The sequence below is a fragment of the Rhodococcus sp. no. 34 genome (assembly GCF_054589475.1).
In genome coordinates this window covers 700245-721243 of the sequence record NZ_BAAILK010000041.1, presented here as the reverse complement: position 1 = coordinate 721243, position 20999 = coordinate 700245, and the positions used below count along the sequence as shown (strand labels likewise).

At 61.1% G+C, this 20999-nt stretch carries 31 protein-coding genes; 9 read left to right on the top strand and 22 right to left on the bottom strand.

Annotated features, from left to right (window positions below):
* Window positions 1-225 precede the first annotated feature (225 nt).
* The 3 genes from ACYP01_RS20845 to tatA are packed head-to-tail and all read left to right on the top strand — an operon-like array spanning window position 226 to window position 2693.
* Window positions 226-1806 (top strand): flavin monoamine oxidase family protein, encoded by a 1581-nt coding sequence (locus ACYP01_RS20845; RefSeq protein ID WP_459682236.1) that lies wholly within the window; start codon window positions 226-228, stop codon window positions 1804-1806.
* A gap of 39 nt (window positions 1807-1845) precedes the next feature.
* A complete protein-coding gene (locus ACYP01_RS20840; protein WP_003943640.1) occupies window positions 1846-2517 on the top strand; it encodes a Rid family hydrolase in 672 nt (223 codons plus the stop codon).
* Window positions 2517-2693: a Sec-independent protein translocase subunit TatA gene (gene tatA, locus ACYP01_RS20835; protein WP_003943732.1), complete on the top strand. Its 177-nt coding sequence runs from the start codon at window positions 2517-2519 to the stop codon at window positions 2691-2693. The genes ACYP01_RS20840 and tatA overlap by 1 nt, the downstream gene beginning before the upstream one ends.
* Before the next feature lie 52 nt (window positions 2694-2745).
* On the opposite strand, the gene ACYP01_RS20830 is transcribed toward tatA, so the two are convergent.
* The 5 genes from ACYP01_RS20830 to ACYP01_RS20810 all read right to left on the bottom strand — a co-directional run bounded on the left by ACYP01_RS20830 (window position 2746) and on the right by ACYP01_RS20810 (window position 6749).
* Window positions 2746-3360, bottom strand: coding sequence for a class I SAM-dependent DNA methyltransferase (locus ACYP01_RS20830; RefSeq protein WP_003943669.1), 615 nt, complete (start codon window positions 3358-3360; stop codon window positions 2746-2748).
* Window positions 3357-4115 carry a PIG-L deacetylase family protein gene (locus tag ACYP01_RS20825; RefSeq protein WP_459682115.1) on the bottom strand — a complete coding sequence of 253 codons (759 nt, stop codon included), beginning with the start codon at window positions 4113-4115 and terminating at the stop codon, window positions 3357-3359. Before ACYP01_RS20825 ends, ACYP01_RS20830 begins: the two co-directional genes overlap by 4 nt.
* Window positions 4109-5047, bottom strand: a complete 939-nt coding sequence (locus ACYP01_RS20820) for an acyl-CoA dehydrogenase family protein (protein WP_003943621.1) — start codon at window positions 5045-5047, stop codon at window positions 4109-4111. The genes ACYP01_RS20825 and ACYP01_RS20820 overlap by 7 nt, the downstream gene beginning before the upstream one ends.
* On the bottom strand, window positions 5044-5748 hold the full coding sequence (locus tag ACYP01_RS20815; RefSeq protein WP_076948781.1) for a glycosyltransferase family 2 protein: 705 nt from the start codon (window positions 5746-5748) through the stop codon (window positions 5044-5046). The genes ACYP01_RS20820 and ACYP01_RS20815 overlap by 4 nt, the downstream gene beginning before the upstream one ends.
* Before the next feature lie 233 nt (window positions 5749-5981).
* Complete coding sequence (locus ACYP01_RS20810; RefSeq protein ID WP_003943624.1) at window positions 5982-6749, bottom strand: GAF and ANTAR domain-containing protein; 768 nt, start codon at window positions 6747-6749, stop codon at window positions 5982-5984.
* 109 nt (window positions 6750-6858) lie between these two features.
* On the opposite strand from ACYP01_RS20810, the gene ACYP01_RS20805 reads away from it, so the two are divergent.
* Entirely contained in the window at window positions 6859-7557 is a 699-nt protein-coding gene (locus tag ACYP01_RS20805; RefSeq protein WP_037131016.1) for a HemK2/MTQ2 family protein methyltransferase, read from the top strand.
* Here the strand turns inward: ACYP01_RS20805 and ACYP01_RS20800 are convergent.
* The gene (locus ACYP01_RS20800; RefSeq protein ID WP_459682111.1) at window positions 7514-8563 is read right to left on the bottom strand and encodes an iron-containing redox enzyme family protein; all 1050 of its coding nucleotides are present in this window, start codon (window positions 8561-8563) and stop codon (window positions 7514-7516) included. The two genes, ACYP01_RS20805 and ACYP01_RS20800, sit on opposite strands and share 44 nt — an antisense overlap.
* Here ACYP01_RS20800 and ACYP01_RS20795 point away from each other — a divergent pair, their 5' ends adjacent.
* Entirely contained in the window at window positions 8564-8803 is a 240-nt protein-coding gene (locus ACYP01_RS20795) for a CDGSH iron-sulfur domain-containing protein (RefSeq protein ID WP_003943717.1), read from the top strand.
* A 128-nt stretch (window positions 8804-8931) separates the two neighbouring features.
* Here ACYP01_RS20795 and ACYP01_RS20790 read toward each other — a convergent pair whose 3' ends face one another.
* The 3 genes from ACYP01_RS20790 to ACYP01_RS20780 all read right to left on the bottom strand — a co-directional run bounded on the left by ACYP01_RS20790 (window position 8932) and on the right by ACYP01_RS20780 (window position 10953).
* Entirely contained in the window at window positions 8932-9135 is a 204-nt protein-coding gene (locus ACYP01_RS20790; RefSeq protein WP_003943666.1) for a cold-shock protein, read from the bottom strand.
* Window positions 9136-9451: 316 nt separating this feature from the next.
* Window positions 9452-10429, bottom strand: a complete 978-nt coding sequence (locus tag ACYP01_RS20785) for a YihY/virulence factor BrkB family protein (protein ID WP_003943713.1) — start codon at window positions 10427-10429, stop codon at window positions 9452-9454.
* 86 nt (window positions 10430-10515) lie between these two features.
* Window positions 10516-10953 carry an STAS domain-containing protein gene (locus tag ACYP01_RS20780; protein WP_003943635.1) on the bottom strand — a complete coding sequence of 146 codons (438 nt, stop codon included), beginning with the start codon at window positions 10951-10953 and terminating at the stop codon, window positions 10516-10518.
* 330 nt (window positions 10954-11283) lie between these two features.
* Here ACYP01_RS20780 and ACYP01_RS20775 point away from each other — a divergent pair, with 330 nt between their 5' ends.
* Window positions 11284-11532, top strand: a complete 249-nt coding sequence (locus tag ACYP01_RS20775) for a hypothetical protein (RefSeq protein WP_003943680.1) — start codon at window positions 11284-11286, stop codon at window positions 11530-11532.
* Between the two features lie 16 nt (window positions 11533-11548).
* Here the strand turns inward: ACYP01_RS20775 and ACYP01_RS20770 are convergent, their stop codons facing one another.
* Entirely contained in the window at window positions 11549-12331 is a 783-nt protein-coding gene (locus ACYP01_RS20770; protein ID WP_003943639.1) for a SigB/SigF/SigG family RNA polymerase sigma factor, read from the bottom strand.
* Window positions 12328-12762 carry an ATP-binding protein gene (locus ACYP01_RS20765; protein ID WP_003943620.1) on the bottom strand — a complete coding sequence of 145 codons (435 nt, stop codon included), beginning with the start codon at window positions 12760-12762 and terminating at the stop codon, window positions 12328-12330. Before ACYP01_RS20765 ends, ACYP01_RS20770 begins: the two co-directional genes overlap by 4 nt.
* A gap of 237 nt (window positions 12763-12999) precedes the next feature.
* Here ACYP01_RS20765 and ACYP01_RS20760 point away from each other — a divergent pair, with 237 nt between their 5' ends.
* Entirely contained in the window at window positions 13000-13437 is a 438-nt protein-coding gene (locus ACYP01_RS20760) for a hypothetical protein (RefSeq protein WP_037131043.1), read from the top strand.
* Between the two features lie 9 nt (window positions 13438-13446).
* On the opposite strand, the gene ACYP01_RS20755 is transcribed toward ACYP01_RS20760, so the two are convergent.
* The 5 genes from ACYP01_RS20755 to ACYP01_RS20735 all read right to left on the bottom strand — a co-directional run bounded on the left by ACYP01_RS20755 (window position 13447) and on the right by ACYP01_RS20735 (window position 15666).
* On the bottom strand, window positions 13447-13764 hold the full coding sequence (locus ACYP01_RS20755; RefSeq protein ID WP_003943622.1) for a WhiB family transcriptional regulator: 318 nt from the start codon (window positions 13762-13764) through the stop codon (window positions 13447-13449).
* Between the two features lie 185 nt (window positions 13765-13949).
* The gene (locus ACYP01_RS20750) at window positions 13950-14621 is read right to left on the bottom strand and encodes an ANTAR domain-containing protein (RefSeq protein WP_003943739.1); all 672 of its coding nucleotides are present in this window, start codon (window positions 14619-14621) and stop codon (window positions 13950-13952) included.
* Between the two features lie 48 nt (window positions 14622-14669).
* Window positions 14670-14804, bottom strand: coding sequence for a hypothetical protein (locus ACYP01_RS20745; protein ID WP_003943674.1), 135 nt, complete (start codon window positions 14802-14804; stop codon window positions 14670-14672).
* Between the two features lie 73 nt (window positions 14805-14877).
* The gene (locus ACYP01_RS20740; protein ID WP_003943731.1) at window positions 14878-15423 is read right to left on the bottom strand and encodes a Dps family protein; all 546 of its coding nucleotides are present in this window, start codon (window positions 15421-15423) and stop codon (window positions 14878-14880) included.
* Between the two features lie 84 nt (window positions 15424-15507).
* Window positions 15508-15666 (bottom strand): hypothetical protein, encoded by a 159-nt coding sequence (locus tag ACYP01_RS20735; protein ID WP_003943664.1) that lies wholly within the window; start codon window positions 15664-15666, stop codon window positions 15508-15510.
* 358 nt (window positions 15667-16024) lie between these two features.
* On the opposite strand from ACYP01_RS20735, the gene ACYP01_RS20730 reads away from it, so the two are divergent.
* Entirely contained in the window at window positions 16025-16327 is a 303-nt protein-coding gene (locus ACYP01_RS20730) for a MerR family transcriptional regulator (protein ID WP_003943719.1), read from the top strand.
* 24 nt (window positions 16328-16351) lie between these two features.
* Here ACYP01_RS20730 and ACYP01_RS20725 read toward each other — a convergent pair whose 3' ends face one another.
* From ACYP01_RS20725 to ACYP01_RS20710, 4 genes are all read right to left on the bottom strand, one after another.
* Window positions 16352-16729 (bottom strand): hypothetical protein, encoded by a 378-nt coding sequence (locus tag ACYP01_RS20725; RefSeq protein ID WP_007726560.1) that lies wholly within the window; start codon window positions 16727-16729, stop codon window positions 16352-16354.
* 136 nt (window positions 16730-16865) lie between these two features.
* Window positions 16866-18353 (bottom strand): alpha,alpha-trehalose-phosphate synthase (UDP-forming), encoded by a 1488-nt coding sequence (locus ACYP01_RS20720; protein WP_459682102.1) that lies wholly within the window; start codon window positions 18351-18353, stop codon window positions 16866-16868.
* Window positions 18350-18769, bottom strand: coding sequence for an STAS domain-containing protein (locus ACYP01_RS20715; protein ID WP_037131011.1), 420 nt, complete (start codon window positions 18767-18769; stop codon window positions 18350-18352). Before ACYP01_RS20715 ends, ACYP01_RS20720 begins: the two co-directional genes overlap by 4 nt.
* Window positions 18770-19028: 259 nt before the next feature.
* Entirely contained in the window at window positions 19029-19217 is a 189-nt protein-coding gene (locus ACYP01_RS20710; RefSeq protein WP_228117918.1) for a PI-type proteinase, read from the bottom strand.
* A 165-nt stretch (window positions 19218-19382) separates the two neighbouring features.
* Here ACYP01_RS20710 and ACYP01_RS20705 point away from each other — a divergent pair, with 165 nt between their 5' ends.
* Window positions 19383-19631 carry a hypothetical protein gene (locus ACYP01_RS20705; protein WP_019747457.1) on the top strand — a complete coding sequence of 83 codons (249 nt, stop codon included), beginning with the start codon at window positions 19383-19385 and terminating at the stop codon, window positions 19629-19631.
* Window positions 19632-19851: 220 nt separating this feature from the next.
* Here ACYP01_RS20705 and ACYP01_RS20700 read toward each other — a convergent pair whose 3' ends face one another.
* Together ACYP01_RS20700 and ACYP01_RS20695 are read right to left on the bottom strand one after the other, a co-directional pair.
* On the bottom strand, window positions 19852-20343 hold the full coding sequence (locus tag ACYP01_RS20700) for a hypothetical protein (RefSeq protein ID WP_230691574.1): 492 nt from the start codon (window positions 20341-20343) through the stop codon (window positions 19852-19854).
* Window positions 20340-20918 (bottom strand): RNA polymerase sigma factor, encoded by a 579-nt coding sequence (locus ACYP01_RS20695; protein ID WP_459682099.1) that lies wholly within the window; start codon window positions 20916-20918, stop codon window positions 20340-20342. Before ACYP01_RS20695 ends, ACYP01_RS20700 begins: the two co-directional genes overlap by 4 nt.
* Window positions 20919-20999 lie beyond the last annotated feature (81 nt).

Sequence of the window (20999 nt, the reverse complement as noted above, 5' to 3'; positions counted from 1 at the left end):
AGTCCGGTTCTGTAACGCCGATATTGCGGGCATGCTTCCGCTGATCGCACTCGGGTGAGAGAGCCCGATGCTGATGCTCGCAGGTTTCTCACTCGGTCCCCACTGACTGTTTCCTGTGCGTCAAGTTCCGGACCCAACGCTCCTGAAGTCTGTGTTCAACACCAACCACCCGGGTCACCGGGAGCACACTGGGGAGCTCGAATGCCATACACACGTAGATCTTTCATGCGCAGCCTGGGAATCACCGGTGGCGCGGGCCTGGCGCTCGGTGCTATGTCGTCCATCGGCCTGGCGCCGGCAGTGGCGTCGACGCCGAGGCGGTTTCAGGCACCTGCAGCGGGTGACCTGATCGGAAAGGTCAAGGGAAATCACTCCGTCGTGATCCTCGGCGGCGGACCGTCCGGTCTGTGCTCCGCCTACGAACTGCAGAAGGCCGGATACAAGGTCACCGTCCTCGAAGCACGCAACCGCCCGGGTGGTCGGGTGTGGTCGATCCGCAACGGCACCGAAGAAACCGACCTGAACGGCGAGACACAGACCTGTACGTTCTCGGAAGGCCACTTCTACAACCTCGGTGCGACGCGTATTCCGCAAAATCACAACACCATCGACTACTGCCGCGAACTGGGCGTCGAACTGCAGATGTTCGGAAACCAGAACGCGAACACCTTCGTCAACTACACCGGCAACAAGCCGCTGGCGAATCAGTCGATCACCTACCGAGCAGCCAAAGCCGACACCTACGGATACATGTCCGAGCTGCTGCAGAAGGCCACCAATCAGGGCGCTCTCGACCAGGTCTTGAGCAAGGAAGACAAAGAAGCACTCTCGTCCTTCCTCACCGACTTCGGTGATCTCTCCAGCGACGGCCGCTACGTCGGATCCTCGCGTCGAGGGCACTCCGCGGAGCCGGGCGCCGGCCTCAACTTCGGAACCGAGATCGAACCATTCGGGATGAGCGATGTCATCCAGGGCGGCATCGGGCGTGCATTCTCCTTCGAGTTCGGTTACGACCAGGCCATGACGATGATGACCCCCGTCGGTGGCATGGACCGGATCTACTACAAGTTCCAGGACGCGATCGGGATGGACAACATCGAGTTCGGCGCCGAGGTCAGCGGCATGAAGAACGTGCCGGAAGGCGTCACCGTCGACTACGTCGTCGACGGCAAATCCAAGTCGATCACCGCCGACTACGCAATCTGCACGATCCCACCGCACCTGATCAAGCGGCTGAACAACAACCTGCCCTCCGACATCCTGCTCGCGTTGGATGCAGCCAAGCCGTCGTCGTCGGGCAAGCTCGGTATCGAATACTCGCGTCGGTGGTGGGAGACCGAGGACCGCATCTACGGCGGCGCGTCCAACACCGACCGCGACATCTCCCAGATCATGTTCCCCTACGACCACTACAACTCCGACCGCGGCGTCGTCGTCGCGTACTACAGCTCGGGTAAGCGTCAACAGGCTTTCGAATCGCTCACCCACCGTCAGCGGCTGGCCAAGGCCATCGCCGAAGGCGCAGAAATCCACGGCGACAAATACACTCGCGACATCTCGTCGTCCTTCTCCGGAAGCTGGCGTCGCACCAAGTATTCGGAATCCGCCTGGGCATCATGGGCCGGCGCGGGAGATTCCCACGGCGGCATGGCAACTCCCGAGTACGCCAAGCTGCTCGAACCCGTCGACCGGATCTACTTCGCCGGCGATCACCTCTCCAACGCCATCGCCTGGCAGCACGGGGCCTTCACGTCCGCGCAGGACGTCGTGACCCACCTGCATCAGCGTGTTGCGCAAACTGCTTGACGTGCTTCGTTTTCCATCACTTTCTCTGGAGGTCACATCATGAAATCTCGCAGCACCAAGGTCCTTGCAGCGGCATTCGCCGCCACCACGCTACTGGGCTTCGCCACTGCCTGCTCGTCTGACGAGGCGGACGCCGAGACCACATCGAGTTCGTTCGTCTCGAAATCGATTCTCGAAGCGGGGCAGGCAAACCCGATGATCGCTCAGGGCGTCGCGATCGGCGGCGACACCGCAATCTACAAGACCAGCGGCATCGGCCCGTCGGCAGGAAACAAGGCGGCGCCGGAAGGTTCGCCGGAGTCGTACATCGACGGTCAGTTCTCCGGCGGTGTTCTGCCGGCCGGTGTCACCGTCACCGAGGCGCAGGGCATCAACGTACTCAAGAAGATCCGCGACAACCTCGAAGCACAGGGATTGAGTCTCGAAGACGTCGTGACGATGCGCGTCTTCCTCGACAACGCGCCGGGATCGGACAAGGCCGACTACACCGGATGGAATCGCGCGTACCGGCAGTTCTTCGCCAACACCAATCTCGACACGGGTGACACCGAGTTGGTGCCGATGGGCACGGCCGAGCCGATCGCTCCGATCGAGCGAAACAGCGCCCGGCCCACCCGCTTCGCCCTCGAGGTTGCCGGACTGCCCGTTGCCGGTTGGCTCGTCGAGGTAGAGGTCGATGCGGTGTACCCCGACGGCAAGGAACCCGCCTGATGGGCGCGCTCAGCCCGACTCACTGGGCGATCGTCGCGGTAGTGCTCGTGGTGCTGTTCGGTTCGAAGAAGCTACCCGACGCGGCCCGGGGCCTCGGCAGGTCGATGCGGATCCTGAAGTCCGAAGTCGGTGAACTGCAGTCGGATACGGACCTCGCGTTGGAGCAGCGAGACTGACCCCCGTGCGCGGTTGAGGAGTCCCCACACTCCTCAATCGCGCACAGGTCTACTAGATCAGACCTTCGGAACGAGCTACCGACGGTGGTGACGGCGGACCCTTCACGAAGACATCGATCAGCACGTCCTCGTCCTGGTACGACGCGAACTGCGCCAACCCCGGCGTCTGGCGCACAGCCGAATGAACAGCGTCACCGTTTTGCGGATACTCCGGTACGACATGACGCCAATGGGCGCACAGCAGCGTTCCGCCAGGCTCGAGATGCTCGACGACCTGCAGCATTGCCTCGATGAGCTTTTCGAAGGTCAGGTAGTAGCCGACTTCGCTGATGACGACGAGGTCGAACGTCTCGTCGGGCCAGTCGTCACCCAACGCCCAGAGCCGAAATTCGGCGTCATGTCCGGTAAGCCGCTCTCGAGCGCTCTCGAGTGCGGTCGGGACGATGTCGGTGGCGAGAACGCTGTCGCAGCGCTCGGACAACTTCTCGGTGAGAACCCCGATCGAGCACCCCGGTTCGAATGCGCGACGGTATCGAGGTTTCGGGAGCATAGCGACACTGAGTGCGTACTTCCGCTGCTCGTACCAGCGGGATTCGAAATCCCATGGGTCGGACTGTGCGGCATACATCTTGGCGAAGTAATCCGCGGGGAGTTCACGATCGCTCATACGAACACCGTCTCGTACGGCCTCAGTAATCGTTCCATCGCGTGGCGGGGGAGGATGGGTGCATCCGCGGGATGATCGGAAAGCGGAGCGATCTGTGAAGTGAACTCATTGGTGGCAGCAGATTTCGCAGCCTGAACGTCGGAGGGCAAGGTCACCTTTCGTGCTCTTTCCCACGGGACTGCCGCATGATCCGGCGCGGCCCAATGCCACGCCCAGACGGGATACTCGATCAAGCGCGATCCAGTGTCCGCGCACGCCCTCGCCGCCGCGTCTCCGGTGGCTTCGTGGTCCGGGTGGCCGTCCCCGCGCCACGTGGAGGCGCACCAGGTATCCGCCGAGGAATCACCGAGAATCGAGCTGAGGCGGTCGGTCAACTCCTGTCGGTTCTCGCCGATCTTTCCGTCCGGAATGCTCAATCTAACCGGTGTGGGAATTCCGAGGACACGCGCTGCCCGATCCGACTCGGACCGTCGACGGCGTTCCATCTCGGGCTGAGTCACGGTCGGTGAATCGGGATGCGAAGCTCCGCCGTCGGTGACAGATACGACCTGAACACTGATGCCGGAAAGTATTGCCAGAAGAGCGGTTCCGCCCAGACCGAGTATTTCGTCGTCGGGATGGGGAGCGACGATGATCAATCGTGAGCATCCGGTGAGATCCAGTTCCGGAAAACTTCTTCCCCACTCCCGCCATGTCGATTCGGGAGTACCGCCGTCGTCGACAGGCTTCTGCGCGAACAGTTTCGAGTTCACCACGGCCGTTTCCCCTTGGCTGCAATCCGGCCCAGCTCGGCGAGATCCTTCTCGGCGTGACTCTGCCGCAAGTAGACGGTGAGATCGGCTACCCGTGCGGCGTGCGCGGCGTCCATGCAGAGCGGTGCGGCGCCGAGAGCGCGTCCCACCCGATCCAGGGTCTCGGTAGCGGCGCGCTCGACAATTGCGCGCACACGGAGTGCCCGCTGCGTGGCCTCGGCATTTTCGTCGAAGGGATCCGCATCGATCTCGGCCGCCGCGACTGCGAGCGCGTTGCGCGCTGCGGCGAGCGCTGCATCGACCGCACCGAGGTGTGCGAGTACGTAGGGGTCTTCGCTGCTTGCAGCCTTGTCGTACAACGGATCAGCGACGCCGCAGGCGCCGCCGTACCAGCATGCAGCCACGCCGATCGCGCCGTGCCAGAACCCCGGGCGGCTCAGGTAGTCGCCTGCCGTCCCGACCGGTATGGCCGGAACCATGTCGAAGTCGACCGCGCTGGAGTCGCTTTCGGCCATACCGACGGCCTTCCACGAATCGGGAACGGGATGCACCCCAGGTAGTCCGAGCTCGACCGCGAAGAGGGAGGGGACACCGTCGACCAAGGCGGTGATCAGTGCATGCGTGCAGGTGTTGGCGCCGGAACACCACAACTTGCGACCGGTGAGCGTCCAGATCCCCACGTGCTCAGACGCATTCACCACGGGTTCGGGTGGCTCGGCCGCCCACACTCCCCACAGCTGCCCGGGTTCGGGATCCGGTCCGTCGAGTTCGGTGAGTATCGCGACGGCATCGGTGTGAGCCTCAGCCATCCGGCCGAGAACCACATTCTCCCGTGTGAGCTCTGCCAGGGAGGTCCACCGTGCGGCCGTCGCGCCGCCGCCGGGCAGCGGCAAGTACAGTCCACCTGCGTCCAGGAGTGTGTGTAGTCGTTTCATCGTGCCAACTCCGCTTCTTCGTTATCGGCGGTCGTACCACCCAGGTTACGGATATGTCCGGCAAAGCCGCCCGGAGTTCGGCCGTCGAGACGCGCAGACGTGGTGACCGCAATGTCCTCTGCCCACGCGATACAGGCACCGGCCTCGCTCAACCGCCGGACGAGATCGACATCCTCGTCTTCTTCGAGATCGCAGAATCCTCCGACGTCCCAGTACATATCGGCGCGGACACCGAGGTTGGCACCGTGGACGTGACCGTGTCGACCATAGGGATGTGCGTGGTACATACGTTCGTACCGTTCGCGAACGGAGTGCGGATGGCCTTCCCAGTCCGCGATGCGAACGGTGCCCGCGACGACGTCCGCAGTACGCGCATACTCCAATTGGCGCGCAATCCAGGTGGGGCCGACCACCGAATCGGCATCGGTCGTGGCGAACCACGCTGAGGCCCCCAAATCTGCGCCGAACGCAGAGAAACCCGTCGCTCGCGAACGGCCGACGTTCTGATGCTCGACGCGGAGTACTTCCACCCCGTCGGGGATGACCCCCGCGGTTCCGTCCGAACAGTTGTCGAGGACGGCAACCACTCGGACGGGGACAACGCAAGCCGACGCCGCTGTTGCGAGTGCACGAAGGCAATTGGGGAGGTCTTCGGCTTCGTTGTGGGCGGGAACTACGACAAGAACCTGGTCGATTGGCACAGTGACGATCCTTTCCTCACCCTGGTACGGTCGGGTCTTCTTTCGTCCCGGTTCTCAACAGATAACCACATTTCGGACGGGTGCCGCCGCGCGACCGCCAGCAGCCGTGCAGGTCGAAAACTGTTTCGGTGAAACATCTCTGGATACGTTTGAGAGATGTGCCGGCGGGGTACAAGACGGGGTTTTGCGACTGTGCTTTCGGGTGCAAAACGGGGTTTTGCACCGAAGAATCTTCAGAACCGGCGGTGGCGCACCGAATCGACGAGCATCCGGGCCACCTCGTGCAGTTTCACGTTGGTGTGCTGCGATTGCTGAACGAGCCGGCTGAATGCTTCGTCGGCGTCGATGCCGTGGATGGCGATCAGCACGCCCTTGGCTTGTTCGATCTCGGCACGAGATTCCATGGCGCAGTGCAACTGTTCGATGTGCTCGTGTGCCTGACGCCAGCGTCGTGAATCTGCGATCGCCGCGCCCGCACCGGCGGTGAACAATTTCATCAACTCTTCGTCGAAGGGCTTGAACTCTGTCGAGGCGAATCCGTAGACGTTGAACGCGCCGAGAAGTTCGGTGCTTCCTTCGCCCATGGTGAGCGGCACGGACAAGTAGGACCGGACACCTTGTTTCCGGGCCTCGGCGGTGAATTCCGGCCATTTGTCGTCGTGATCACCCACCTTCGACCGAACCGACGACATGGTGCGCGCAGCGTCAACGCACGGACCACGATCGGCGGAATGCTGGGCATCGTCTATCGCGGAAAGGTAGTCCGCGGTAGATGCAGCAGTTCGTGGGCCATCGGCGGACAGCACCGTCACGCTGACAGCATCGGCATCCGGCAGCGCTTTGACCGCCGTCTCGGCCAGACGTTGGAGCATGGAGTCGAGATGCGCGTCCGTGTTCAGAGTGGACCGGAGTCCGGCAATCGCTTCGGCGAGGGTGTCGAGCGAATCTGCTGCGGAAGCAAACGCCGCGGCTCCCTGTGGGGTGTCCGCATTGCCTGTCATGATTCAGGTCTACTCCGCAAATTGCGGCGATGTAACCGTTCCAGGCGGTCTTTGCTTCGATGTTGCATGAAATCCGAGGTTCCTGGGTAGCCGCACGCAGCGATGTGCGATGTCGCCTGAAAAAGAGGAGCCGATGATGATCCTGCGTTTACCTGGTGTGTATCCACCGCAACACGACACGTCGTTACTGGCGGATGCGCTGCTGTTCGAGCGCCTCACCGCTCGCAGTCGGGTGCTGGATCTGTGCACGGGGACCGGCGCCCTCGCTGTCGCGGCATCCGCGGCAGGCGCAGGCCACGTCGTCGCGGTCGACATATCTCGCCGAGCGTGTGCCAATGCTCGTCTCAACGGGATCCTCAACGGAACCTCGATCGACTCCCGTCGTGGCGACCTCACCGAGGCGGTGCACGGCGAACTCTTCGATCTGGTGATCTCCAACCCGCCGTACGTCCCTGCTCTTGCAGATGATCTCCCTACCGCTGGAATCGAACGTGCTTGGGACGCAGGCAAGGACGGACGCGCCCTCATCGACAGGATCGCAGCCACCGTTCACGAGGTGCTCGTCCCGGGCGGCACACTGCTTCTCTTGCAATCGGTGCTGTGTGGGGTCGACAAGACCGAGGCGATACTCGAAGAACACGGTATGGCCGTAGAGATTTCAGCCCGGAAGTACGTTCCCTTCGGGCCCGTGATGCGCGAGAGGCGCACCATGCTCGAGGCACGAGGGTTGATCACCACCGGTCAGGAAATCGAACAACTCGTGATCATTCGCGCAACGAAGTCGTGCCCTTCTCCCAACTCGATGTGAGGTGATCGCCGAGAAGATCGTCGAACGCCAGGCACGCTGCGGCGCCGAACAAGATGTCATCAGTGCGGTGCGGCTGCGAAGAGGCGAGACCGCCGGCAAGTTCCCGAACGGCGATCTGTTCGTGAACGGAATCCGCTTCCACGTGCTCGTCGTAGAACAGTGTCGCGTCCGAACCGAATCCGAGTCGGCGCAGTCCTGCGCTGTATCGTTTGCTCGGCAGCGCAGACGTGGTCTCGACAGCGCACAGGTGCCCGACCAGCGTTCCGAGATGGCGGCGATGAAAACCGAAGAGCGAGAGAGCATTCAACGAAGCCAACGTTACCGCGGGAACAGAATCGATGTAGTGGCCGTAGCGGTCCGAAAGACCTACAGCCCGCATGGTGTCGGCAAAAAGACGCGAATGCATTCGCTCTGCGCGGCCGCCTCCGTACTCGTCGCTCTGCACTTCGACGAGGGCGGCCTTGACGGCACCGGAGAGGCGCGAAATTCCGAGGGTGTGCACATCCGCCTCGCGGAGCTGATTGAGCGAACGGTGAATCAGTACCTCCGAGAACTGATCGATCGTTGCATCCTTCGCCATGAAGGACGCAAGACCGGGGCCTGCACTGGGGGCGGTCATCGACCAGAGGTCGGCCACGACGTCGCCAGACGACTCCACTGTCCCCACGAGCTGCGCGATGGCGGACTCGAAGCGCTCTTCGAGCCGCGACCGCACCGCGAGCAGGTCGGGATTCCACTCCCATTTGTCCGAGACGTTCTCGATTCCCTGCAAATGAAGCTCGTAGAGGAGCGTCAGGGTCAGCTGAGCGTCGTCGTCACGAAGAATGTCGTAGGTGAGGTCGGTGGACTGTGCATCCTCGTACGCGTCAGCGGCAGCCGTAATCTCCCTCGGATCGGCCGAGGAGCGCAGAATGGAAACGAGAGTGGCGCTCAGTGGGCCGCGGGCCTGTGGAACAGGCATGGAAGTGGGCACACCAGTGGCCGAATCGAGAACTGAAGAGGACATATGACCGCGTTTCCCGAATCGTCATCTGCCGAAACACCGAGTGTTCCCGGTAACAACACCACCATAACCGCCTGCACGGACGGCCCGCTGCTGGTGCGTGGTGACTTCGAGTTGCTCCGTGACGACGGCACTCCGATAGAGAACAAGCGCTCTACGGTTGCATTGTGTCGATGTGGGCGGACCGGCATCGCGCCGTTCTGCGACAGCTCCCACAAGAAGAAGCGGGCGAGAGCGACGTAACCGGTGCCAATTCGGAACAAGCCCGACCCGTGAACCAAGACGATCCGGAAACCAAGAAAAGGCTGGATGCCGGCACCATGCGGTGCAGCGTCCAGCCTTTTCAGTCTGAAGTCAGACTGGGATCGAACTCAGATGGCGCGAACGTTCTGAGCCTGGGGGCCCTTCTGGCCCTGTCCGATCTCGAACTCGACCTTCTGGCCCTCGTCGAGGGACTTGTAGCCGCTGCCCTGGATCTCCGAGTAGTGAACGAACACATCCGGTCCGCCACCTTCCTGCTCGATGAATCCGAAGCCCTTTTCACCGTTGAACCACTTGACACTGCCCTGAGCCATAACCAAATTCTCCTGGATCCATCGAGCCGAGCCCTCCCATCGAGAGTCCGGTCTCACACCTGATCCTGCCATGCTCTTCTTTTTCTGTCTCCAATTACATGCATGGCGAGTTGCAGTATTTGACGGCTTTGTCCCGTTCCGGGACCACGTCGGAAGCAGGTGATTGTTCAACTATGCGCGTTCACCTGCTGTGATGTATTCGTCCCTTCGATGCAGCGTGAAATGACAACACCTGTGTTAAATCTGGATTCGCGGCGCAGAATGCCACCCCGATACCGAGGAGGGGACCAAATACCCAACTCGATCGGGGTCGAGATCAGTCCGAATCGTCGGGTTTGGTGTGCCCGTCGAACGTCACATGGATGTTCTCGTGGGGAACCGCGCGTTGTGCTTTTGCTTGATCGGCGAAGGTGCGCCGATCGCCTTCGATGAGTTCGGTGTTGTCGGTGAACGGAGCCAACAACGCCCGCGGATGGAGTTTGTCGACTCGCACGACGTTGATTTCCGCGCACATGACGATCGAGGCTGCAGCGAGGAACAAGAAGGCCAACAAACCCAGAACGATGGCAAAGACGCCATTGGTGGTGGAGGCACCCCGCACCACAGAGGTCACATAGAGGGCACCGAAGGACTGAAGTGCTTGCCAGAGAACAGCAGCGGCGATCGCTCCAGGTGCCACATCGGCTACCGAGAGCGGGCGGGCGCAGGTGAGCCGGAAAGCGACGATGAAGATGCCCGCATTCAAGACGACTACCGCAAGGGTCAGCAGGAAGCTGAACGAACCGCCCAGATGAAGCGCACCGCCGATGTTGGAGACAGCGGTGGTCCCCAAGATCGCGAGACCGATCGTGCCGAGGAGTAGTAGCCCTTGGAGACGCCCGCGGATGGGATCCGGTCGCATGTTTCGGGGCACCGACCACACCGTGTTCATCGCGTTCTGGCAAGCCAGAGCGACACCGAGGCCACCGTAGAGACCACCGACGATTCCGATCACCAGACCCGTGACACCGCCGCCGATCTGTTGCGCATTGCCCAGGTCGTCACCGATCACCGGAAACTGATGCAGCGCGGAGTCCAAGATCTGTTGCTGAAGCTCAGGGTTGCCCGACAGCACGAAGCCGAGAATGGTCGAGAGCAACAGAAGAAGAGGAAAGAGCGAGACGAAGCCGTAGTAAGCGATCAGCGCGGCTAGATAAACACCTTGATCGTCGAGGAACTTGTAGAGGACCGCTATCGGGAACCCCAGGGCCGGATGCTTCTGTTGCAAGGCATCGAGGCGCTTGGCGATTGTCATTCTCGGTCTCTCTCAGCTCGTCGGACAGCCCGACGAACCTTAGTCGCTGCGAGCGCCTGGCGCTCGACGCCGGGGCAGCCGTGGCGTCAGGAGGCTTCGAGTGACTTCTCTGTTTCGTCGAGCGCGCGCATTGCGCCCTCGACAGAGTTGGTGACCGGGAATTCCTCTTCCGCCCGCGCCGCGCGAAGCAAGCGTCGAAGCGGGTGTGACCCGATCGCGGCCCACTGGAAGTCGTGGGCTCGCGAACGGGAGTTCAGCTCGGCGAACAGTTCGAGGCAGACCGCACCGACGAACAGTGAGTTGGACAAGTCCAGAATGACGCGAGACCACTCCGCAGCGTACGAGTTGAGAAGTTCTCGTAGTTCTGGGGCGGAGAGTTTGTCGAGGTCGACGTCGACCCGGATCAGGACTGTCGAGGGCGCTATCCGCCAGGCCGCGAAACCATGCGTTTCCACGATCGGCCCCAATTGTGTTGAGGGATCGATGGAATCGATCGGTGTGTGGTCGAGTTCATTCAGATTCATGGCAGATCCGGTCTGTGTGCTTTCATCGAAAGGCTGACGACCGATCTGGCGGCGCGGAAAGTGAATGCGTCCAGGCGTGGAAAGCTTTAGAGCTCAATGGAAATGAACAGTACAGATGTGCGCAGGAAATACTCACCTGATCCAGAGCCTTGATGCGAACCGAGCGCCAGTGGCTTCAACCCCGGCTGTATTCTCAACCTCGGTACCGTTCAGTGTAGCTCGAGGGCGTGAATCGGTCCAGGTGAGAGGTCGAATATTAAGCGGTGCAATGTTTTTGGCTCGACGCTTCGGTATGGTGGAAGATCAGCGTCACCGGACGAAGGGAATCAGATGAACGACCGCGATGCACTCACGGCCATCTCGACCAAGCTCGACACACTGATCGGCGCGGAGACCAACGGTTTGCGGGACGAGGTTCCGCCCGGTTCCAGTGTGCAGCGCACCGAGCAGGACGGCGAGCACGGCCGATGGGGGCACGATTACCGCCTCGCCAACAAGTATCTCGAGGCCCTCGACATCGGCCAGCCCGGTCTCATCGATCGAGACGAGCTGGAACGTCTTGCACAGGAATACATCTGATCCTCGAGACGTACCTTCAGAAGATTTCACCCATCTCGGTGCGTAGCTGCTTCAGTGACTGAGTGAGGATTCTGGATACATGCATCTGAGAGATGCCGACCTTTTCGGCAATCTGGGATTGGGTGAGATGGCCGAAGAATCTGAGAACGACGATCGTGCGCTCGCGCTCCGGTAGTGCCAGGAGCGCGGGCCGCAGGGTTTCGTGATTGTCGATCCGACTGATCGCTTCGTCGTACTGTCCCAAAGTGTCAATCAGAGTCAGACCACTCCCGTCGCCGGCGGACGCGGTGTCGAGCGGTGTGGTTCGGTACGAATTACCGGCGGTCAAACCTTGTTCGACCTCGTCCGGTTCGATGTCGAGTTCCTTGGCGAGTTCCGCGACTGTCGGTGCACGGCCGAGCGTCTGGGACAAAGTCGTGAGCGCCCGGTTGAGGGCAAGGTGCCGTTCCTGAAGGCTACGAGGCACTCGCACGGACCAGCCGTGATCGCGAAAATGCTTGCGTACCTCACCCATGACGGTCGGGACGGCGAACGACAGGAAATCCGATCCTTTGTCGACGTCGAATCGCTGCACGGCCTGTATGAGCCCGACGCGAGCAACTTGCTCCAAGTCCTCGAAAGGCTGGCCACGCCCCTGGTATCGGCGAGCGACGTGTGTGGCCAGGGGTAGGCACAGTTCGATGATCGAGGTGGTGATCTTTTCTCGGCTGGGATCATTCGGCGGAAGCGAGGCCATCGAGACGAACAGTTCGACAGCTGTTTCGTACTGGTCCTTCTTGTCCGGTGGGACAGCGGTCACGCACGCTCCTGGGGCAAGCCCTTTTCAAGCGTCATCGTCAGGGTGATGTGACCGTCCGCGTCGATTTCCGACTGTTCCAAGCGGACGGAATCGACCAGCGCTTCGAGAACGAACCATCCGAAGCTGTGCGACTTGTCGGGTATCTCGGAGTGCGCGATCACGGACACGACGGTCCGAAGTGTGCGGCCGACGGTGTCGAATCGGCAGGTCAGGTCGCTGGACGGTATCGCGTGGCCGATGAGGATGCTCGCGACTTCGTCCATCGCCAGAGCAAGATCGGCTGTTCCGTCGACATCGAGTCCGGTGTTGTTGGCAACCGTTCGGGTGATTCCGCGCAGAGTGGGAAGTTGAGAGTACGACGCGCGGACGCGGAGCGAGGCGATGGAGTCGTGAGTTAGTTCGGTTTCGGTCGGACTCGACAGAGGGATCAAGGGGCTTCCTGTAGGTAGATGTGGCGTAATTCCGGCGGACCGAGGCAAGGACCGGTACCGGCCGTGCGTGCCAGCCATCTCTACCCCGGAAGTATTCATGGCCTTGGATTACCCTTCGCCCGGCGAACTAACCCTCTTTACCCGAACTAGAGGATGAATTGTGAGACACATCACCTGTGGTGCGGACGTACCGAATCCTCATCTTTCATTTTCGCGTCGTTCGGGTACAGCCGCTTCATGGACACCCATTCGGACAGACAGATCCCCGTACACATACGACCGGAAGGTGTCACTGATGACGAGGTGAAGGCGGCAGGAGTGCTGTCGAACGCCCTTGAAACGGTGGAACGGGCACGCGGTGCTCTGTACGACTTCCATCAGCTGATAGGGCATGCCGATCTGATGCTCGACGAGGTCGTCGAGCTACTGCGATCCAGCGGCAACGACGACCTGGCCGATCAGGTCGAGGGCGAGTTGATCGGCCGGAACGTGGTCGAGGGGCGCTGGACTTTCCAGTTGGTCGAAGAGTTCGACGAGAACTACTGGTCGTTTTTTCGTGAATGCGAGAAAGTGGTGCGCGACAAGCTGGCAGGCGGAGTGCCGCACCTCTTCGAAGCCGAGATGAAGGAGCGACGCCGCACGCACGGTTTGCGGCACCACGAGGCCAGGCCCTGAGGTTCCTACCTACTCTCGTGAGCTCGTCGCGGCACTGATCAGTGGTTCAGTTCGAGCTTTGCGCAACGATTCTCGCTCGGTCGCCGTCATGCCGCCCCAGATTCCGTGGGGTTCCCCGGTCTGGATGGCGTGCACCAGGCATCTCTGCACGACAGGGCATCTGGCGCACACCAGCTTCGCCGAACTCTCGCGCTTCGCTCGCCTGGAGCCGCGCTCGTTCGTGTCGTCGTAGAACAGAGCGGGGTCGGTGTCGCGGCAGGTGCCGGACAGTTGCCAATCCCACTCGTCGGCAAGGGGCCTGGGAGATGTGTAGGAGCGCATGAACATGGACGTTCCCTTCGCTGCGTGACGAACTCGACTCGGATCGCGGATCCAGGTCGGGTGTTAAGGCAAAGCTCGGTCCCGCCGGCCTGAACCGGCGGGACCTTCGAGGCTCCTCCCTCGAGGGGGAAGATTTCGGGGGTACCTCTGGTCGGTCATTACCCAGCCGTACAACTTTTGAATCCCGGTCGTCAGGAATTCTTTTGATCCACGGCACGTCGTTCTGCTGCGGCGACAAGACCACCGGCGATGTCGCGCACCTTGACGTTCCATTCCTGCGACATCTGGACCAGAAAGTCGAAGGCTTGGTCGGCCGAGCACTCACGCTCGGCCATCAGTAATCCCTTGGCCTGCTCGATCAAGGGCCGAGAATCCAAAGCTCTTCTCAGTTCGTCATTTTCCGCGCGAAGGCGGGTGAGGACGTCTGACGCCGAACTGGACTGCTGAGCCAGCGGTCGTTGAACCTCGTATACACGATGAAGCACACCGATGACCCTGCCGTCATCATCGGTGACGGCGGAATTCACCGTATTCCAATAGCGGGTGACAAACATCCCGCTCCCGCGCTCGTCGCGCACGTCGTAACGCTGAGTCGGCAGTGCGTCCCGAGTTCGGGAGTGCATCGTGCGCTCGAATGACGTTGTCAACGAGAAGATTCCATCGGCAAACGAGTCGTCGGGATTGTCGGGGAAGGCTTCGAACACTTCCACTCCGTGCAATTGATCGAGGCTGCGACCGGATACGGCAAGGTATTCGTCGTTTGCGCCCTGGATACGAAAATCGCTGTCCACGAGCAGAAGAGAAGAACTGCTTGCCGCAAATCGATCGCTACGAACGATCGAGCGGAGAGTGCTCGAACTCATGATTGTGTCGTTTCTGTCCTGTCTTCGACGGTTGCGGCCCCTGATATTTCAGAAGTAGTTGATCGCGAGAACTCCAAGGGCGGTGCCTGCCACGATCGATCCGAACAACAAACGCTGCTGCAACACGAACATCTGATACTCGCGACGTGTTTGTGTCGACGTGCCGCGCGAGTCCGCAGACATGCTCTTGCCCTTTCCTGTTGTGGGGAGTGCGGTTTCGGCCGACCCCCGATCGGCCGAAACCGCGGACGGTGCGTCAGTTCTGACGCGCCTCATTTGCGGCATCCTGCTCGGTGGACGCGCCTTCGTGTACGAGGCTGCCACCCGAGTTCTCGAGGTGAGCACGAACGAACCACTGGAACTTTTCCAACTGCGCCGTCTGGCCGATCAACATGTCCTCGGTGATCGGATCGATCTTGCCGACGCTGTCGATTGCGGTGCGACTGTCGGTGATGATCCCGGTGTAGACGAGGTCGAGCGCAGCGAGGTGCGCACGAGCGTCGTCTCGGCCGACGGAGTAGTCGTCCCACGTTCGATCGCGCTCGATTGCTCCCGCAGTGCCCTTGGGCGAGTTACCCAGTGCCGCGATACGTTCGGCCACATCGTCGGCGTAGCCGCGAACCAACTCCACCTGGGGGTCGATCATCTCGTGCACGCCGATGAAGTTGGGGCCCACGACGTTCCAGTGAACGTGCTTGAGCGTGAGGTGAAGATCGTTGTAGGCGCTGAGGCGTTCCTGCAGAATATCGGCGACGGACGAACCGTCTGCGCTGCTCAGTCCCGGTACGGTGAACTCGGACATATGTTTTCCTCTCGTCTTGATGGGGATCGCCCTCCAGTGGGGCGGTCTCGCGCCATCGTCAATCGGATCGCGTGTCGGTCAGGTTCAGTGCGCGAGTGCTACTGGCTCCTCTGTCACCGGGTCGCCGTACATCATCGCGATTCGGCGCTTGACCTCTTCGGTTGTCAAAGTCGCACTTGCGACAGTGATTCCGATGCCGGTGGTGCTCTCGCCCTGTGTGGGCGGGATGTCGATCGTCGTCATCTTGCTCCCGGTGAAGAGTGTGCCGTGAGGGAGTCGGCTGAACCACCGACTCCGACGTCTGGGTGTTCTGCGCCTTCGAGCTCCAGTTATGGCGCTTTCAGGTGCTACAAAATCTATATCAGCCGATGTAGATAATTGGCAAGGCTACTTCGATTCGCGGGCGAAGGAAAGCGCATTGTGCAATCTTGTCGAAATCGGCTTTGATCTGCCATTTCACGCCTTTTCTGCTCGACGATTCTTGTTGTCAGTGGTCCTGGACACGCTTGAATCTATGTCCTGGGCGTCAGATTCACTGCGTGATGGTGCTAAGGTCGGGTGACGCCGATTGAGACAGCCGACACCGAACTAGGAGGTTCCAGTGACGTCGGAATCCCAGACCCGGGCGCTGCGCGGCGTGTACGGGATCTCAGTGATGTCTGAACTGTCCGGGGTAGGACCTCAGACGCTGCGCCTTTACGAGCGAAGGGGCTTGCTCACCCCAACCCGCACCGATGGCGGTACGCGCCGGTACAGCGAGGCCGACCTGGATACGCTCGGACGAATCACCGCGCTGATCGACGACGGAGTCAATCTCGTCGGTATTCGTCTGATTCTGTCCCTCGAGGCCGAGAATGCAGTCTTAGCGGCTCGAATCAGCCAGTTGACTGCCGAGGGGGACTAGTGGTGCTGCTCGAGACGATGCCGTTCAGGATGGAGTTTCGGTGCGGGTAGGGTCGCCGAAGTCCGCGTCGGCGGAGATTTTGTTCCCTGCCGCTGCGATTTGTTCGAGCGCGGCGTCCAACGCATCGACCAACCATTGATGCGACGCCTCCGCGAGGAGGCGATCCGGAGTGTCGGTGTTCTCGGATTGGAAGAACCGCACCAGCCATGATTCTCCGTTGTCGGGTCGATCGGAGAGTCCAGCCGCGGTATTGGTCGCCAGAAGGAACCGGTTGTATTCGAGGTCAACACGAATGGCGTACTCGCCGAACAGGTTCACCACGTTGGCCGGCCGATGAGTAGCGGCAGCGAGCGCAATGAGAGCGTCGTTGTAGGTTTCGGAGTACTTCATCGTGAGGGGCATGGTCGGCCTGTCTTTCTGGGCCGATGCAGCATTGCACGGCTATGTCGAGGAGATCAGTTCGCAGCCGCTGCTTGACGATGAACTGAAACCAATCCTAGCTCGAGTCTCCGAGCGCACTGACGCAAGCCCGTGGGGGTCAGTTGTTGCGCGCAAAGTTCGACTCACGCTCCGTGAGGAACTGATCGTCCGGAAGCGGTCCAGGTGGGGCAAGCGCAGTCAGGAACGACTCGGCCCACTGATGCACATCGTGTGTCATGACCTGTCGATGCAGCGCAGCCATACGTCGACGGCCTTCCTTCGGATCCTGATGAACCGCGGTCAGGATCGTATTCTTCACGCCGTCCAAGTCGTGCGGGTTGACCAGATATGACTGTCGTAATTCCATTGCGGCACCGGTGAACTCGCTGAGAACGAGAGCACCTCCGAGGTCGCCGCGACAGGCCAGGTACTCCTTGGCCACCAGATTCATCCCGTCGCGCATCGGCGTCACGAGCATGACGTCGGCAGCGACGAACAGTGCGATCAGTTCTTCACGGTCGACCGGCTGATACAGGTAGTGAACGACGGGGCGGCCGATCTGACTGTGGTCACCGTTGATGCGGCCCACCTGCTCTTCGATGACGCTACGCAGGTCGATATAGTGCTGCACGCGTTCACGACTGGGCGTCGCGAGCTGCACCATCGTGTACTTCTCCGGATCCAGACGGTCCTCGTCGAGGAGTTCCTTCAAGGCTTGAAGCCGCAGGTCGATACCCTTGGTGTAGTCCAGCCGGTCGACTCCCAGCAAGATTTTCTCGGGATTTCCCAGCTCTTCCTTCAATTCGCGCGCGCGACGCAGGACCGAATCGCTTTTCGACTGGCGCTCGAGTTCGGCAGAATCGACGGAGATGGGAAAGGCGCCCACCTTGACGACGCGAGAATCGAAATCCACATGCCCGAGCGCACTTCGAACACCGACGCCCGCGGTCGTCGTCTTGAGGCCGAGAAGTTTGCGGGCCAAGAACAGGAAATTGTTTGCGCCACCAGGTAAGTGGAAGCCGATCAGATCGGCGCCCAGCATTCCCCTGACGATCTCCTTGCGCCACGGAAGCTGCATGAAGAGCTCGACCGGAGGGAACGGGATATGAAGAAAGAACCCGATCGTCAGATCCGGCCGCAGCTCGCGCAGCATCGCCGGCACAAGTTGCAACTGATAGTCCTGCACCCAGACAGTCGCTCCGTCCGCGGCGCAACGCGCGGTTTCCTCGGCGAACCGCTGGTTGACCGCGACGTAGGTGTGCCACCACGACCGCTCGAACGTCGGAGCCACCAGAACGTCGTGGTAGAGCGGCCACAACGTGTCGTTGGAGAACCCCTCGTAGTACTCGGCGAGGTCCTGAGAGGTCAGCTCGACGGGAAACAGACGAAGGCCGTCAACCACTATCGGATCGACCTTCTCGTCCGCGACCCCCGGCCAGCCGACCCAGGCGCCATCCCGCTGTCGCAGGATGGGTTCGAGCGCAGTGACGAGCCCACCCGGACTTCGCTTCCAGTTCTTGCTTCCGTCTTCGTCGGTTTCGAGATCGACCGGCAGTCGGTTTGCGACGACGACGAATTCGGAGAGCTTTTCGAGATCGGTACTCACGCCGACATCGGCTCCGCCAGGGTCTCGTCCAGGACGGAGGTCGAGGACAGGTACGCGACTGCATCGGCTGTCGAGTCGGTGTACACGATGTCGGTGTCCATCTTCAGAAGAGACAGCGGACGCCTGACAGGGTGCGCTGCGACGAGCGTCCACGGCACGCCGAGCCTCCGTGCCTTGGCCGACAGAGTCTCGATGATGGAAAGACCTCCGACGGAGATGAACTGGACGTCCGAGCAGTCGAGTACGAACGGGTGTCGCTCACCGACCAGGTCGTCGACGCAGGCAGCGAAATCAGCTCGGGACCGGACGTCGATCTCGCCGCTGACCACGAGCGACTGAATGTTTTCGGCACAGGTCGTCGTGAAGGTGGGGGGACTGTCCGTACGCTCATCTGTAGTTCTCGAAAACTCGTTCATCGAAACTCCTGACGGATTGCTCGAAACGGTTCGTTCGAACGGTCTGGTTCGAAACGGTTTCGTTCGAAACCGGGAAACGGCACGGGAAGCAACGCACGAACCGTGCTCGTCTTCAACGGCTGGGTACTCAACCGTGCTGAGTGCTTACCTTACCGCATCGCGAAAACCCAGGTGAAAAGCGTTAGATCCGTAAGGATTTCAAGGACCCGTGAGCGTCGGCCCACGGGACCTTGGTCCCGATGACTGAGCTCTTGCGCGATCAGTCGGTGTCGGTTGCCGGGCCGGTACTCGAGGCTCCACCCTCGTCGGCCCACGTACGCTCGCCCGACGGATCGGTCTGAACGTCCTTGTGTGCGGCATCGGCCCCGGTTCCGGGACCGTGGTCGGTGCCGGTGGTCTGCGGCTCGTCCGTCTGATCAGTGCGGTCGGTGGAATTTCGTTCACTCATGGTGGCTGCGTCTCTCTGAAGGTTGGTGTTCATGTACTTGTCGTTTCTTGCTCACCCGTGAGGGGTACTCAATAGGGGTAGTACGTCACGTCGAGTCAGTACGTCACGTCGAGCCATACCGGCAAAGTCAGCTGTCACCGAAGCAGGAGATTTCACGTGAACCATATGACCGTGACGACCGAACACCTGCGTGCACTGCTGGGCAGCGGGCCCCATTCGGAATTGGTAGCGGTTGGGGGTGAGATCGAGATCTACGTCCCCGATGAAGAAGGGTTCGGCCTCGATGGTATCTCGCTTGTCACTCGCGAGCAGTTGGCCGAGCGCCTACCGTCCTCGCCCGACAACCCCGACGAAGGTGAACTACGTATTGCCGCAGAATCGTTGAGCGAGATGATCGCCGAACTCGGCGGTTGAACTCCGAAGTTCGGGGCAGTCGACGTCAGATCTGCGGGATCGGATCCGGGGGGTACGGGTTCGGTGGCGTCGGAGTCGGTGGCACGGGCGGGGGATTCAGCGGATCGGGTGGTGCCGGCGCGGGTGGTGTCGGCGACCCCGGGTCGGGGACGGGGCCCGGATCCGGTGGTGGGGGAGTGGTCATGAGTGCCGGGTTCCCAAACACTTGCCGAACAAACACCTAGTGCTCGGAGTGGGTTTTGGTGTTCTCCTCGGCAAGTAGATCATCCACGATGTCGACTACGGCGATGTGGACGCTCTCTGCAGAGACGGGTGGGTCCATGTCGCCGAGGATCAGGTGAACGACATCGACGACGGTGAATCGAACCCGGTCCGACAATTCGGCCAGATCCACTCCGTATGGCGCTGCCAGTTCGATACGTAGTGAACGTATTTCGTGGCCGTCGACGAAGAACTCGATACTGCTCGGCGAGCAGTGGTGTCGAGAACGTATCTCGGCGGCCAAATGGGTGCGGAGTACGTGATCGCTCACCGACACCGTGCCTAGGCGTGGACCTTCGGACGCGTGTGCGTCGAGCGGCCAACCGGACGCCGAGGTCGACCGTAGCGCCCGGATCACCTTGTCGCTGATTCGATCCCAGCCTGGCTCGGGAGCGTTCCGCAGGACGTCGGATGCGTGCGCCATCAATGCGTCGGTTCGTGATTCAGTCATCGCCACCTCGTCATTCGTTCACTCAGGTTAGCCCGTGCACGATGGTGATGCCCTCGCACTGCATCCGGAGTGAGTCTCAGAATCTTGCCGATTTGAACGAACGTGAGCATCTCCACCTCTCGCAGCGTCCAGGCCGCACGCTGGCGATAAGGCAATTCACCCAACGCTTCTTCCAGTGCCTCCAGGAACGCGGCGTTCGAGGTCGTGTCGAACGGGCCGGCCTCGGGAGACGGCACGAGAGGATCCAGCAGTTTGTCGTCGATCGGTTGCGCTCTCTTGATTCGATAGCTGTCCACGATCTTTCGGGAACAGATCGCGAAAAGCCATGTTCGCATCGACGATTCGCCACGAAATGAATCGAGTCGGCGCCACGCGGCCACGAAAGTGTCCTGGACTACCTCGAGAATGTCGCCTTCATCTGCGAGCATTCGACGCGCATAGCGGTGAAGTGCAGGTCCGTAGTAGTGCACCAGTGACTCGAATGCTTCTCGGTCGCCGAGTATCGCAGCGTTCACCGTTGCGGTGTCCAAGCCGTCAGGTGCTTCGGTGCGCCCCTGTGTGTGCGGTAACGCCACAGTCGCTCCTCTCGCGGAAATGCGGAAAACTCGGCTGCGTTCGAAGATTGTTCGCCCGGCCGGGGCGTTGAATGTTACGGA

Excerpts from the sequence above, each read along its gene's own strand:
- ACYP01_RS20845 (WP_459682236.1), top strand. The coding sequence starts at position 226 with ATGCGCAGCCTGGGAATCACCGGTGGCGCGGGCCTGGCGCTCGGTGCT.
- ACYP01_RS20840 (WP_003943640.1), top strand. The coding sequence starts at position 1,846 with ATGAAATCTCGCAGCACCAAGGTCCTTGCAGCGGCATTCGCCGCCACC.
- tatA (WP_003943732.1), top strand. The coding sequence starts at position 2,517 with ATGGGCGCGCTCAGCCCGACTCACTGGGCGATCGTCGCGGTAGTGCTC.
- ACYP01_RS20830 (WP_003943669.1), bottom strand. The coding sequence starts at position 3,360 with ATGAGCGATCGTGAACTCCCCGCGGATTACTTCGCCAAGATGTATGCC.
- ACYP01_RS20820 (WP_003943621.1), bottom strand. The coding sequence starts at position 5,047 with ATGAAACGACTACACACACTCCTGGACGCAGGTGGACTGTACTTGCCG.
- ACYP01_RS20810 (WP_003943624.1), bottom strand. The coding sequence starts at position 6,749 with ATGACAGGCAATGCGGACACCCCACAGGGAGCCGCGGCGTTTGCTTCC.
- ACYP01_RS20805 (WP_037131016.1), top strand. The coding sequence starts at position 6,859 with ATGTCGCCTGAAAAAGAGGAGCCGATGATGATCCTGCGTTTACCTGGT.
- ACYP01_RS20800 (WP_459682111.1), bottom strand. The coding sequence starts at position 8,563 with ATGTCCTCTTCAGTTCTCGATTCGGCCACTGGTGTGCCCACTTCCATG.
- ACYP01_RS20795 (WP_003943717.1), top strand. The coding sequence starts at position 8,564 with ATGACCGCGTTTCCCGAATCGTCATCTGCCGAAACACCGAGTGTTCCC.
- ACYP01_RS20790 (WP_003943666.1), bottom strand. The coding sequence starts at position 9,135 with ATGGCTCAGGGCAGTGTCAAGTGGTTCAACGGTGAAAAGGGCTTCGGA.
- ACYP01_RS20785 (WP_003943713.1), bottom strand. The coding sequence starts at position 10,429 with ATGACAATCGCCAAGCGCCTCGATGCCTTGCAACAGAAGCATCCGGCC.
- ACYP01_RS20780 (WP_003943635.1), bottom strand. The coding sequence starts at position 10,953 with ATGAATCTGAATGAACTCGACCACACACCGATCGATTCCATCGATCCC.
- ACYP01_RS20775 (WP_003943680.1), top strand. The coding sequence starts at position 11,284 with ATGAACGACCGCGATGCACTCACGGCCATCTCGACCAAGCTCGACACA.
- ACYP01_RS20760 (WP_037131043.1), top strand. The coding sequence starts at position 13,000 with ATGGACACCCATTCGGACAGACAGATCCCCGTACACATACGACCGGAA.
- ACYP01_RS20755 (WP_003943622.1), bottom strand. The coding sequence starts at position 13,764 with ATGTTCATGCGCTCCTACACATCTCCCAGGCCCCTTGCCGACGAGTGG.
- ACYP01_RS20750 (WP_003943739.1), bottom strand. The coding sequence starts at position 14,621 with ATGAGTTCGAGCACTCTCCGCTCGATCGTTCGTAGCGATCGATTTGCG.
- ACYP01_RS20745 (WP_003943674.1), bottom strand. The coding sequence starts at position 14,804 with ATGTCTGCGGACTCGCGCGGCACGTCGACACAAACACGTCGCGAGTAT.
- ACYP01_RS20740 (WP_003943731.1), bottom strand. The coding sequence starts at position 15,423 with ATGTCCGAGTTCACCGTACCGGGACTGAGCAGCGCAGACGGTTCGTCC.
- ACYP01_RS20735 (WP_003943664.1), bottom strand. The coding sequence starts at position 15,666 with ATGACGACGATCGACATCCCGCCCACACAGGGCGAGAGCACCACCGGC.
- ACYP01_RS20725 (WP_007726560.1), bottom strand. The coding sequence starts at position 16,729 with ATGCCCCTCACGATGAAGTACTCCGAAACCTACAACGACGCTCTCATT.
- ACYP01_RS20715 (WP_037131011.1), bottom strand. The coding sequence starts at position 18,769 with ATGAACGAGTTTTCGAGAACTACAGATGAGCGTACGGACAGTCCCCCC.
- ACYP01_RS20710 (WP_228117918.1), bottom strand. The coding sequence starts at position 19,217 with ATGAGTGAACGAAATTCCACCGACCGCACTGATCAGACGGACGAGCCG.
- ACYP01_RS20705 (WP_019747457.1), top strand. The coding sequence starts at position 19,383 with ATGACCGTGACGACCGAACACCTGCGTGCACTGCTGGGCAGCGGGCCC.
- ACYP01_RS20700 (WP_230691574.1), bottom strand. The coding sequence starts at position 20,343 with ATGACTGAATCACGAACCGACGCATTGATGGCGCACGCATCCGACGTC.